Genomic DNA, 12,022 nt, shown 5'->3' on the forward strand with positions numbered 1-12,022 from the left:
GATCAGCTCAGCCCTGTGGTGAACCCGGCGCGCCAGCTCGGATACACGGGCGCCCAGGCCAGATCGCGTTTGGTCCGTTCGTTGGAGATGCCGGGCGCCCGGGTCATCATGTCCACCGCGAAGTCGCCAGCCAGCCCGCGGGCCAGCCAGGCCGGGACCCGCCGCGGCGGCTTGGCGCCCAAGGCCTGGGCCAGGTACGGCAACCATTCCCGCACCGGTGCCGGCTCGTCATCGGCGACATGGTAGATCCCGGGCCGGCCTCGCTCGATGGCCGCGACCGTGGCCGACGCGGCGTCGCTGATGTGCACCATCGACCACACGCCCGCACCGTTGCCGATGATCGGGAACCTGCGCTTGCGGACCTGCTCGGTCAGCACGGCGTCGGCCGCAGCGCTCAGATCGGTCCCGGGGCCGTAGAACCCGCCGTAGCGAATGACGATGCCGTCGGCCCAGTCGATGCCGGTGACCGCCTCCTCCAGGTGTCGCAACGCCGCCACCAGCGGCACGGCGTCGGCAGGCGGGTCCGGCTCGAGCTGCCCGTCCTCGTCGACCACGGGCGCGCCGGCGCGTTCCATCCAGAGCGCATTGCTCTGCGCCACGAACCTGCGGGCGCCGACCGCCCGCCCCGCGGCCAGGAAATGGTCCGTGCCCTCCGTCCGCAGCCGGTTGGTCGCCGCGAACGTCTGCTTCGCGTGCCGCACGTCCGCCGGTCCGCTCAATGCGGTGAGCTGATGGACGATCACCTCGGGCTCCGCCTTGGCCACGACGCCGGCCACCGCGTCCCGGTCGAGCGCGTCCACGACCACCGGCTCGGCGCCGAGCGCGCGCAGGGCACCGGTCTTGGCGGCCGAGCGTGTCGTGCCGACCACCTCGTGACCGCGTTCCACGAGCTGTGGAACGAGCTGGCCACCGATCGCGCCGGACGCGCCGGCGACGAAGATCCTCATGACGCCCCCTTCGTTGTGCTCACCCCCTGCTGAACGACGGTTACCCAGGTCGGATCCGGATACGGCTCAGGGGCCGCCACCACGACCCACAGGCAGCACCGGCAGCTCAACGACGTCACACGGACAACAGGTCAGGCGGACTCGCATAGAGTCGACGGCACTCACCTTCGGCCAACCGCCACGGAGGGAACCATGACTCGAACAGCGATCTCGAGCGAGGACGCACCGGCAGCGCTCGGACCGTACAGCCAGGCGATCGTCGCCGGCGGATTTGTCTTCTGCTCCGGTATGGCCGGCATTGACCCGGCGACCGGGGCTGTCCCGGAGGGCATCGAGGCCCAGACCGAGCAGGCCCTGCTGAACCTGGCCGCCGTCCTCGCCGGCGCCGGCGCCTCGATGGCCGACGTGGTGAAGACGACGATCTTCTACGCCGACGTGAACGATTTCCAGCGCCTCAACGCGGTCTACGCCCGGCACATGCCCGATCCCCCGCCGGCTCGCTCCGCGCCGGCCAACGTCCGGCTGCCACGCGGACTGCTCGTCTCGATCGAGGCCGTCGCCGTGCTTCCTACGTAGCCAACCCTGGACGGCCCGTCAACGCCGTTGGAGCCGGCGGACGGCGAAGGCGGCGGCGCCGACGGCGAGGACAACCGCACCCGAGACGATCGAGGTGACGGGCAGGGCGAAGGCGAGCGTGAGACAGCCGGCGAGCCCGACGATCGGGATGATCCGCGCCGGACGATTCTCCTGCGGGCTCAAGGTCCAGGCGGACGCGTTCGCGATGGAGTAGTACACCAGCACGGCGAACGAGGAGAACCCGATCGCGGACCGTAGGTCGGCGGTGCCGGCCAGGACGGCGACAACCACGCCGACGAGCAACTCCGCATGGTGCGGCACGCCGAACCGCTCGTGGACGGCGGCGATGGTCCGTGGGAAATGGCCGTCACGCGCCATCGCGAAGGTGGTGCGGGAGACGCCCAGAATCAGGGCCAGCAGCGAACCGAGCGCGGCGATCGCGGCGCCGGCGCGGACGACGGGCTCGAGCCAGCCGGCACCGGCCACCCGCACAGCGTCGGAGAGTGGCGCGGTAGCAGCGCCCAGGGCCGGTGGGCCGAGCACCGCCAGAACCGCGACGGCGACCAGGGCGTAGACGGCCAGCGTGATGCCGAGCGCGAGGGGGATCGCGCGAGGGATGGTGCGGGCGGGATCGCGTACCTCTTCGCCGAGGGTCGCGATGCGGGCGTAGCCCGCGAAGGCGAAGAAGAGCAGACCGGCGGCGCGAAGCACGCCGCCGGGTGTGGCGTCGGCGCCGATGTCCAACCGTGCCGCTTGCGGATCGCCCCAGCCGAGTGCCGCGACGACGACCATGACCAGCACGACGATCACCACCGCCACGATGGCCCGGGTGGCCCATGCGGATTTCTGGATCCCGACGTAGTTCACCGCGGTCAGAACGATGACGGCCAGGGCCGCGACGAGGTGCGCCTGGCCCGGCCAGACGTAGACACCGACGGTCAGCGCGATCGCGGCGCAGGAGGCGATCTTGCCGACGACGAAGCCCCAGCCGGCGAGATAGCCCCAGAACTCGCCGAGCCGCTCGCGACCGTAGACATAGGTGCCGCCGGACGCCGGGTAGCGGGCCGCCAGTCGCGCGGACGACGTGGCGTTGCAGTAGGCGACGACCGCCGCGACCGCGAGCCCGATCAGGAGCCCGGAACCGGCGGCTGCGGCGGCCGGCGCCAAGGCCGTGAAGATCCCAGCGCCGATCATCGCGCCGAGCCCGATCACGACCGCGTCGAATACGCCCAACCGGCGGCGCAGGGTGCCGTCGACGGACCCCGGGTGTTTAGTCAACGGTGGAAACCTTTGTCTAGTGCGCCGATTCGAACAGCTCGATCAGGTTTCCGGCGGGGTCGGCCACCAGAATCTGCCGGCCCCCGGGGCCGGAGGTGACCTCGCTCCGGAACGCGACACCGCGCTGGCGAAGCCGGTCGATCTCCGCGTCGAGGTCGTCGACGGTCAGGTGGATGCGGTTCCTGCCCGGACCCGCCAGATCGCCGGGTGTTGCCCGGGCGCCGGAGCTGGCGGGTCCCGACAGCAGCAGCCGCAGCGGACCCCGGATGACATCGGCGAACGCCGGCGCGGAGTTGGTATTGACGTGGAATCCGAAGTGCCTCAGGTAGTAGTCAACGGCGGCCTGGACGTCGTCGACCAGGTAGCGGACGCTGGCGTGCTGATCTGGTGTAGTCACGGTGCGGACCTCCGTCAACGGGTGACGAACTCGGTTGTCAGGACGGGCAACAGGTGGACAACGCGTCGGTGGATGTCGGTCGCGGTGCGGGTGAACACGTCCCCGGCCGGCGCGTCGCCGTTGGCGGCCGGGTCGGGGATGCTCCAGTGGATCCGCCGGGGATGGTCGGCGACGTCGGGGCAGGCCTCGCGGGCCTTGTCGCAAAGAGTGATGACGACGTCGAAGTGGCGCTCGGCCACGCTGTCCAGGTGGCGGGGATGCCACCCGGTGATGTCGATGTCGAACTGTTCACGGAGCACACGGACCGTGCCGGGGTGCATCCGCGGCTTCGGGTGACTCCCGGCGCTGGCCACGTCCACCTGGCCGCCGGTCGCCGTGCGCAGCAGAGCTTCGGCGATGGGCGAGCGGGCGGTGTTGCCGGTGCACACGAACAGCACCGCCACCGGCGGGAACGGGCCTAGCGCGCCCGCATCGTCGGCATGCCGGCGCAGGGCCGGATGCAGGGAGCCGCCGCTGCTCGCCAGGCCCTCGGAACAGCGGTCAAGGTCGAGGTGGTAGTAGGTGTCGCGGCCGTCCAGGGTGCTGCGGGTCGCGGTGACCAACCCACCGTCGCGGAGCAGGCGCAGGTGGTAGGAGACCAGGTTCTGCGTCTCCCCCACCAGCCCGACCAACTCACGAACCCGCAGGTCACTGGCGGCCAGCGCGGACAGCAGCCGCCACCGCACCGGGTGTGCCGCCAGGTGCAGGAACGCGGGCGCGCCGAGAGTCGATGACACCACGACCCCGACGATACATCAAACCGGTTTGATGAATGCGTCAGTAGCGCCCGAGGTTCTGGCTGGGCGCCATCACGATGCGCGGAGCCGCCCCCGGATCGAGCCATTCCAGCACGCGGAGGAGGTCGCTCTGGGTCAGTGACACGCAACCCGCGGTGGCACCGCTTCCCATGACGTGCAGGAAGATGCCGCTGCCGCGGGCAGGTGTGGCTTCCTTGACCGGGATGTTGTAGTTGATGACCGCGAAGTAGTTGTATTGCGGCACGGTCTGCCACAGCGCCTCGCTGTATCCACCCGGATCGGTGCCGTGCACAAAGCTGTTGTACGTCGACGAGCTGGGATTCTCGTCCCAGTAGTCGTTGGCGACAAGCTGGTGGTAGGTGTATTTGACGCCGGGATTGGCGCGCACGCCGTACATGGTGGAACCGATGGTGTAGACGCCCGTCGGCGTCGTGGGTATGCCCTCTTGATGGCTGTCGCTGAATCCCTTGGACCCGATTCGAGCGCTCATCACGCCGAACTTCGACCGCCACACGCCGTTGACCTTCTCGAAGGTTTCGAAGGACGCGACGCTCGTGCCGTAGCCGCTGCTGTAGACGACGATGAGCTGGCGGGTGCTGGCCGGAATGGTGTGTAGCCGGGACGCGATGGTGCCGGATGGCTTGGGCGTCTCGGCTTTGCTGGTCTGGACGCGGGCCGGCGACCGTTTCGGCGACGGCTTGTTCGTCGGGCGCACCGAGGGCGACGGGATCCGGTGCGCCGTAGGCGATGCGACGGGAACGGTGGGAACGACAACCGATCCAGGAGGATCATCGGGTGAGATCGACGCCGCGTCCGCCGCGCCGTCTCGGCCGGGATCCGCACAGGATGTCAGTCCCAGCACACCCACCACCGCCACCGCGATGGCAGCCAACACATCCCGCCGGAACGGCGTCCGCATCCTTACTCCTCCGATAGATTCTGACGTACGCGAAAGAGCTCTCATGGCATCGCCCGGTGGGAATGCGCATCGAGCATCGCTCGCAGTCGGGTCGCGTCGCCGTCGACCACCGCGCGCTTCGGCAGTACCAGCGCCATCGCGCCGAAACCCTTCGAAGCGAGCAATACGAAGGACCGGTCCGTCTCGACGTACAGCGGGTACTGGGACCACGACGACCTCGACGCCCCGGTCGCGTTCTCCGCGCTTATGCCGACGCCCGACACGGTGGTCCGGACGGGCTGCGAGAACGCCGGGTTCCCACGCATGATCAAGCGGGCCTGCCAGAGCCGCATCCGGCGCGCGAAAACCCGGTGGGTCAGCAGGCCGAATCCCACGGCGAGTACGACGAGAACGAGGCAGGCTATGACGACCGCCGCCGCGGAATCCGCCGGCCGGTCCCAAACGTTCGAGCGGACCAAGCCGATGGCGAGCCCGACCAGGGCGGGAAGCGCCAGCAAGGCGATCCGCCAACGGCGCCGCACGCCGTGCCGCTGGACACCGAGGCCATCGACGAGATCGTGCGGGGTAAGGCTGTAACGAAGTTCGATCGGAACCATCGTGTCCTGTTCATTCGGCGCGGCCGGTGGTCCTTGTCCTGGTCGCGAGCCTCGAGGTCCGGGGCGTCGCGGCCGGCCGAACTGCGGGCTGAGAGACGAACGACGCGCAGTCGAGAAATGAGGTCTGTTCTCGTGCTTTGCGCTCAACAGGTCCACGTCCGTGCGGTAGGTGTGCGGGTCGGTTGGTTAAGCGCCGGATGCGCGCTCTTCGTCACACCGCCTCGGTGACGAAGACGCGGCCGTCGGCGCTGTAACCGACGGCGACCCGAGCACGGTCGTCGTCTACGGGGAGGAAGAGCGTGAAGATGCGATGGCGGCGCCGTGCCCTGGCGGCTGTCGTGCTGTTGACGGCGGCCTGCGGAGGACTGTTCGTGGCCGGCACGGCACAGGCGCAGAAGGTGAGCACGGGGTCGCTCAGTTTCAGCGGGGACCAGGGCGACTACATCACCCAGGGTGACTCGTACGCGTACTCCACCGGTGGCGGCGACGCGCTGAACGTGTCGAGCGCGACCGGCAGCACCGTCAGCGTCTCGGTCACCGGCTACAACGGTGACTGGTGGACCCTCACCTTCGACGCACCGGGCACGCAGGTCCTCGCCGCACGCACCTACAGCGCAGCGCACCGGCACCCGTTCAACGGGACCGGCCCCGGCCTCGACCTGAGCGGCGAGGGCCGCGGCTGCAACGAACTGACCGGCTCGTTCACCATCTCGAAGGCGGTCTTCGGCTCCGGCGGCTACGTGCAGGCCTTCGACGCCACCTTCGAACAGCATTGTGAAGGAGGAGCCGCGGCGGCGCGCGGAAAGATCCACATCGCGAACCCGGCACCGCCACGCGACTCCGGTGCCGGGCACCCGGCGACCACCAGCCCACGCACCGCCACGACGCGCCCGCGCGCGGCGACGGCCAAGCCGCACGCCGCCGCCACCGGTCAGCCCCACGCCACCGCGAGCAGCAGGCCCAGTGCCGCCCCGACCAGCGGTGCCGGCGCTGCCGACGCCGGCAGCGGCACCGTCACGGCGACCGACACCAGCGTTGCGCGGGCGCTGCTGCGGGACGGTGCCGTCGTACGTCGGCTGCTGATCGTGCTGGGCATCGTCGCGCTGGTCGGCCTCGTCGCCCTGTTGCTGGTCGGGATCGGCGTCGTCAGACATGTCCGCGGCCGCTGACCCGCACGGTTGGGCCGATAGGTCTCCGGCAGGTAACCCCGGCCGGAGAGTTCGCGACCGGTCACTGTCCGCTGCGTGTAACACCAATGCAGGTGGCGACGCTCTTTCTCCCGTGAAGCAGCACACCAGGACGCACGCGTGGATGTGATGGTGGAGCCGGCGTCGACCGCCGGCCCCGCCGATCTTTCCGGCGCCGTGGCCGCCGCGCAGGACGGTGACGAAGGGGCCTTTCGGGAACTGTTCCGGGAGGTTCAGCCTGCCCTGTTGCGCTACCTGCGCGGCCTGATCGGCGACGACGCCGAAGACGTCGCGTCCGAGACCTGGCTGCAGGTCTGCCGGGACCTGCCCGGGTTCTCCGGTGACTACGCCAACTTCCGGGCGTGGACCGCCACGATCGCCCGCCATCGCGCGATGGACCACGCCCGGCGGCTGCGCCGGCGTCCGAGCGTGGCGGTGCCGGTCGAGACGCTGGCCGACCTGGCCAGCAGCGCCGACACCGAAGCGGAAGCGGCCGACGCGGTGGCCACCGGTGCCGCGATCGCGCTGGTCGCGACGCTGCCGCCGCAACAGGCCGAGGCGGTGTTGTTGCGGGTCGTGATGGGCCTCGACGCGGAGACCGTGGGGCGGATCCTGGGCAAGCGGCCGGGCGCGGTGCGCACCGCCGCGTACCGCGGGCTGCGTCGGCTGGCCACTCTCATGCCGGAGGACTCGCCATGACCGGCACACGGTGGCCGGACCGCGCGACGGCCGAACGCCTCCTCGACGGGAAAGACGCCGACACGCCACTGGGTCGAGTGCTGGCGCATGCGCGCGGGCCGGCCGGCCCGGACGAGCTGCTCGGCGAGGAGGAGGCGGCGCTCATGTTCCGAGCCGGCGCTGACGCACCCCCGCCGCCCCGGGCCCGGCGGGCGCTGTCCCGGGTCCTGACCTTCAAGGTCGCCGTCGTAGGAGCCTTGCTGGCCGGTTCCGGCCTCGCGGTCGCCAGCGCGACCGGGACACTGCCCGTGCCGGTCCGCAACACGCCGCGGCCCGCGCCCGCGGTGCCGCCCCGGCCGCCCGCGACCCCCGACGTCCGCGACGAACAAGATTCGCCAGCCGGCACGCCGCGCACTCCAGGCGCTCCCGCTACGACCCCATCCACCGGGCGGACAAAGGGCCCGAACGAGCACGCTCGCTCGCCGCAGCCACACGCCAACAGCGCGCATCCCACGCCCGGGCGGAAGAACGAGCACACTCCCGAGCCGCGTGGGGGTAACGGCCGGTGAGCGCGGACATCTTCGTGGACCGGACCGGCCGGCGGCGCCGCGTCCTGCGCTGGCTCGCGGTCGCCGCGGCCGCTGCCCTGGTCGGCGCCCTCGGTTTGCTGGTCGCCGGCCTGGTCGCCGGCGCGCCACTGCCGCTGAGCGGGTGGAGCGACCACGACGCCGTGCCACCCGGATCGGAGTCCGCCGTGATCGGGCCGGCGCCGACGCCCGCCGCGCCGCCCGCCTCACCCGGGGGCCCGTCCACCGCGGTGCCACCGGCCACGACACCGGGCGCGCGACCCGCCGCGAACCCCAGCGCGACAGCGAGCAGCTCCGTGCGGCCGGGGCGGGGTAACGGGCGGGAGAACCGGCCGACCGCCAAGCCCAGCCACCCGCAGCACAAGGCCGGCTGATGCCCGCCGGACACCGGCCGCGGCACGTCGCCCGGCGCGACCCCCGCGCGCACTGGGTGCTCTTCGCGCTCGGCCTGCTCGTGCTGCTCGCCGGCCTCGCGTTCGACGGCTACGCCCGTGGCGGCGGCGGCGGCTCCGGTCGGCCCGGGCTCGCCACCTCGGCGGCGACCCCGCTGTCCGGGCCGTTCGTCCGGGCCGACGCCGGGGACCTGGTCACCCGGACGCTGCCGGCCCGGACCATCGCGCTGACCTTCGACGACGGCCCGGATCCACTGTGGACTCCGCAGGTGCTCGACGTGCTGCGCCGGCACAAGGTGCCGGCGACCTTCTTCGCGGTGGGTTCCCGGGTCGACGCCGAGCCGGCGCTGGCCCGACGGATCGTGGCCGAAGGGCACGACCTCGGCTCGCACACGTTCACCCACGCCGACCTGAGCGCGGCCGCACCCTGGCGACGGCACCTGGAGCTCGCTCTCACCCGCAACGCCATCGCCGGCGCGACCGGCCGCCAGGCACCGCTGTTCCGGCCACCCTTCTCGTCCCGCCCCGGTGACGTCACGCCCGCCGACGTCGCGGCCCTGCGCGACGCCACGGGCCAGGGCCAGATCGCCGTCCTCGCCGACCTGGACACCAACGACTGGCGCCGGCCCGGCGTCGACGCCATCGTCCGCGCCGCGACACCCGCGCGCGGGGCGGGGGCCGTGCTGCTGATGCACGACGGCGGAGGGGACCGGTCCGAGACCGTCGCGGCCCTCGACCGGCTCATTCCGCTGCTGCAGGATCAGGGTTACCGGTTCACCACCGTGTCGGCCGCGCTCGGCGTTCCGGCGCCGGCCGCGTCGGGCGTCGATCGGCTCAGGGGAACCGCGCTGCGCTGGTTCCAGGCGCTCGGCGCGGGCCTGACCACCGTGATGAGCGCTCTGCTGGCAGTGGCGCTCGTGCTCGGGGTCGGTCGCCTCGTCTTCCAGGCCGGCTGCGCGTGGTGGCACGCCCGGCGACGCCGGCCGCCCAGCCGCGGCGTCTGGGCACCGGTCTCGGTGATCGTCCCGGCCTTCAACGAGGCCGCGAACATCAGGGCCACCGTGATGTCGCTGATCGGGGGCGACCATCCCGCTGTCGAGGTGATCGTCGTCGACGACGGCTCCACCGACGGCACGGCCGACATCGTCGAACGCCTCGGCCTGCCCGGGGTACGCGTCGTGCGGCAACGCAACGCCGGCAAGCCCGCCGCGCTCAACACCGGCATCCGGTACGCGCGTGCCGACCTGCTGGTGCTCGTCGACGGCGACACCGTGTTCCAGCCCGACACCATCCACCGGCTGGTGCAGCCGTTCGCCGACCCGCGGGTCGGCGCGGTCTCCGGCAACGCCAAGGTCGCGAACCGGCGGCGGCTGCTCGGCCGCTGGCAGCACCTGGAATACGTGATCGGCTTCAACCTCGACCGCCGGATGTACGCGGTGCTGCGCTGCATGCCGACCATTCCCGGGGCGGTCGGCGCGTTCCGGCGGGCGGCCTTGCGAGACGCCGGCGGCGTGCCCGGTGACACCCTCGCCGAGGACACCGACCTGACCATGGCCCTGCACCGGACGGGCTGGGAGATCGCCTACGCCGAACGGGCCATCGCCTGGACCGAGGCGCCCGCGACGCTGCGGCAACTGTGGCGGCAGCGCTACCGCTGGGGCTACGGCACCATGCAGGCGATGTGGAAACACCGTGCCGCGCTGCGCGAGCGCGGTCCCGGCGGCCGGCTCGGCCGGCGCGCCCTGCCCTACCTCGTGATCTTCCAGGTGCTGCTGCCGCTCACCGCGCCCGCCGTCGACGTCTTCGCCGTCTACGGCCTGCTCTTCCTGCCCGCCTACCAACTCGCCGCCGGCTGGCTGCTGCTCCTGCTCCTGCAAGCCGTGACCGCCGGCTTCGCGCTGCGCCTGGACGGGGAGTCGCTACGACCGCTGTGGAGCCTGCCGTTCCAGCAGGTGCTCTACCGCCAGGTCATGTACCTGGTCGTGGTCCAGGCCGCGGTCACCGCCGTGCTCGGCAGCCGGCTGCGCTGGCACCGGATGGCCCGCACCGGTGCCGCGGCGGCCCTCGTCCCGAACATCTACCAGGATCGTGGTCATGTCTGAGGGGAACGGACGCATGTCATTGGAGCAGGTCACCGTCGGACCGGTGACTCTCGGTTACACCCTTACGGAGGCGGACTGGGTCGACGGTCTCGTCGCGCACCGGCGCGGCCTCCGGCGTCCATGGCTGCTCCCGCTGCTGATCGTGGCCGCTCTCGTCGGGGTCCTCCTCGGACACGCCCGCTCGGGCAGGTCCTCGGCCATGACGGTGACCGACGTTGTCGTTCTCGTCGCCGTGGCGGTCGGCGGCGTCGTGTTCGGCCTGCTGCTGTTCCGGTTCCTCGTCCGCGCCCGTTGGATCTATCGCTGGCAGGCACGACTGATCATGCGCGGGAATCCCTGGCTGTCCGAACCGATCCGAGCCGTCGTTGACGGCAGCGGCTTACGTCTGACCAGCGCGAGCCGGACGGAAACCGCCGCGTGGTCCCAGTACCTGCGATATGTCGAGACAGACCGGTCGTTCGTCCTGCGCGCGTCCGACCGCGCCGGTGCCGCGGTTCTCGTGCTGCCCAAACGTGGGCTGGACAGCGGCGATCCCGCCCCGCTGCGGGCGTTGCTCGAAGCGAACTGCGACCGGCGCGCCTGAGAGCGAGGAGGAGCGGCCCGTCGCGAGGGTAAACCCTCGACGACACCCGACACCTTCCCCTGCGGACCGATATGGGCGTGTGATTGCCGCACGCGGCGGCGCTGAGTGACTAGGGGGCATCTCCCCGGGCCATCGCGAAAGGACCGTGCCCATGAAACGACTCCTCGCACTACTGGCCGTCGTCGCCACGACGGTGCTGGTCGCCGCGCCGGCGCAGGCGGTGACCAACGGTCAACCGGACAACGGCCGCCACCCGTACGTCGGCCTGGCGGTCTTCGACACGCTGGTGGCGGGCCAGCCCGCGCCGACCTGGCGGTGCAGCGGCACGCTGCTGTCGCCGACGGTGTTCCTCGTCGCCGGCCACTGCACCGACGGCGCGGTCCGCGCGCGGGTGTGGCTGTCCGAGGACGTGCAGAACAACACCGAGTACCCCAACGGCGGCGTCACGTCGTACGAGGGAACGCCGTACACGTATCCCGGCTACTGCAACTCGCCGTGTGGCAACGGCCTGCCGGAGTTCGCGCACCTCGACGTCGGCGTGATCGTGCTTTCCGAGCCGGTGCCGACATCGGTGGTGGCCAGCTATGGCCAACTGCCCACCGTCAACCTGGTCGACACCCTCGCCACCGGCACCGACGTCGCCATCGTCGGCTACGGCGTGCAGGTCAACCAGCGCGGCGGCGGCAAGCCGGTATGGACCGGGCCACGGGTCCGGCTCTACGCGCCGAGCGAGGTCTTCGGTGGGCAGGAGCGCACCGGCGACGAGTTCCTCAAGCTGCGGGCGAACCCGGGCGGCGGGAGCGGCGGCACCTGCTTCGGCGATTCGGGCGGGCCGATCCTGCTCGGTGACGTCGTCCTGGCGGTCAACTCCTTCGTGACCAACAACAACTGCACGGGCGTGACGTACGCGGCGCGCGTCGACCTGGCGCCGGTGCTCACCTGGATCGAATCGTTCCTCGACTAGAACGGCTTTCCGGCCGCCT

Annotated in this window: 14 protein-coding genes; 8 read left to right on the forward strand and 6 right to left on the reverse strand. The window is 71.5% G+C overall.

Annotation, left to right across the window (positions count from 1 at the left end; translation table 11 throughout):
* Positions 1 to 2: 2 nt before the first annotated feature.
* On the reverse strand, positions 3 to 947 hold the full coding sequence (locus AB0J74_RS10155; RefSeq protein WP_363446658.1) for an NAD(P)-dependent oxidoreductase: 945 nt from the start codon (positions 945 to 947) through the stop codon (positions 3 to 5).
* A 192-nt stretch (positions 948 to 1,139) separates the two neighbouring features.
* Here AB0J74_RS10155 and AB0J74_RS10160 point away from each other — a divergent pair, with 192 nt between their 5' ends.
* Entirely contained in the window at positions 1,140 to 1,523 is a 384-nt protein-coding gene (locus AB0J74_RS10160; RefSeq protein WP_363446660.1) for a Rid family detoxifying hydrolase, read from the forward strand.
* An 18-nt stretch (positions 1,524 to 1,541) separates the two neighbouring features.
* On the opposite strand, the gene AB0J74_RS10165 is transcribed toward AB0J74_RS10160, so the two are convergent.
* The 5 genes from AB0J74_RS10165 to AB0J74_RS10185 are packed head-to-tail and all read right to left on the reverse strand — an operon-like array spanning position 1,542 to position 5,510.
* The gene (locus tag AB0J74_RS10165; protein WP_363446662.1) at positions 1,542 to 2,801 is read right to left on the reverse strand and encodes an APC family permease; all 1,260 of its coding nucleotides are present in this window, start codon (positions 2,799 to 2,801) and stop codon (positions 1,542 to 1,544) included.
* A gap of 16 nt (positions 2,802 to 2,817) precedes the next feature.
* Complete coding sequence (locus AB0J74_RS10170) at positions 2,818 to 3,198, reverse strand: VOC family protein (RefSeq protein WP_363446663.1); 381 nt, start codon at positions 3,196 to 3,198, stop codon at positions 2,818 to 2,820.
* Between the two features lie 14 nt (positions 3,199 to 3,212).
* Positions 3,213 to 3,977, reverse strand: a complete 765-nt coding sequence (locus AB0J74_RS10175; protein ID WP_363446665.1) for an ArsR family transcriptional regulator — start codon at positions 3,975 to 3,977, stop codon at positions 3,213 to 3,215.
* Positions 3,978 to 4,014: 37 nt separating this feature from the next.
* Entirely contained in the window at positions 4,015 to 4,914 is a 900-nt protein-coding gene (locus AB0J74_RS10180; RefSeq protein ID WP_363446667.1) for a L,D-transpeptidase family protein, read from the reverse strand.
* A 41-nt stretch (positions 4,915 to 4,955) separates the two neighbouring features.
* A complete protein-coding gene (locus AB0J74_RS10185; RefSeq protein WP_363446668.1) occupies positions 4,956 to 5,510 on the reverse strand; it encodes a YcxB family protein in 555 nt (184 codons plus the stop codon).
* 299 nt (positions 5,511 to 5,809) lie between these two features.
* Between AB0J74_RS10185 and AB0J74_RS10190 the strand changes: the two genes are divergently transcribed.
* From AB0J74_RS10190 to AB0J74_RS10220, 7 genes are all read left to right on the forward strand, one after another.
* Positions 5,810 to 6,679 carry a hypothetical protein gene (locus tag AB0J74_RS10190; protein WP_363446670.1) on the forward strand — a complete coding sequence of 290 codons (870 nt, stop codon included), beginning with the start codon at positions 5,810 to 5,812 and terminating at the stop codon, positions 6,677 to 6,679.
* Positions 6,680 to 6,826: 147 nt separating this feature from the next.
* On the forward strand, positions 6,827 to 7,396 hold the full coding sequence (locus AB0J74_RS10195) for an RNA polymerase sigma factor (RefSeq protein ID WP_363447761.1): 570 nt from the start codon (positions 6,827 to 6,829) through the stop codon (positions 7,394 to 7,396).
* Complete coding sequence (locus AB0J74_RS10200) at positions 7,393 to 7,944, forward strand: hypothetical protein (RefSeq protein ID WP_363446672.1); 552 nt, start codon at positions 7,393 to 7,395, stop codon at positions 7,942 to 7,944. Before AB0J74_RS10195 ends, AB0J74_RS10200 begins: the two co-directional genes overlap by 4 nt.
* Positions 7,941 to 8,336, forward strand: a complete 396-nt coding sequence (locus AB0J74_RS10205; protein WP_363446674.1) for a hypothetical protein — start codon at positions 7,941 to 7,943, stop codon at positions 8,334 to 8,336. Before AB0J74_RS10200 ends, AB0J74_RS10205 begins: the two co-directional genes overlap by 4 nt.
* The gene (locus tag AB0J74_RS10210; protein ID WP_363446676.1) at positions 8,336 to 10,456 is read left to right on the forward strand and encodes a bifunctional polysaccharide deacetylase/glycosyltransferase family 2 protein; all 2,121 of its coding nucleotides are present in this window, start codon (positions 8,336 to 8,338) and stop codon (positions 10,454 to 10,456) included. Before AB0J74_RS10205 ends, AB0J74_RS10210 begins: the two co-directional genes overlap by 1 nt.
* Before the next feature lie 19 nt (positions 10,457 to 10,475).
* Positions 10,476 to 11,039, forward strand: coding sequence for a YcxB family protein (locus AB0J74_RS10215; protein WP_363446678.1), 564 nt, complete (start codon positions 10,476 to 10,478; stop codon positions 11,037 to 11,039).
* 151 nt (positions 11,040 to 11,190) lie between these two features.
* Complete coding sequence (locus AB0J74_RS10220; protein WP_363446680.1) at positions 11,191 to 12,003, forward strand: trypsin-like serine protease; 813 nt, start codon at positions 11,191 to 11,193, stop codon at positions 12,001 to 12,003.
* Positions 12,004 to 12,022: the final 19 nt, after the last annotated feature.

The organism is Asanoa sp. NPDC049573 (genome assembly GCF_040676615.1).
In the GTDB taxonomy this organism is placed as follows: Bacteria; Actinomycetota; Actinomycetes; order Mycobacteriales; family Micromonosporaceae; genus Asanoa.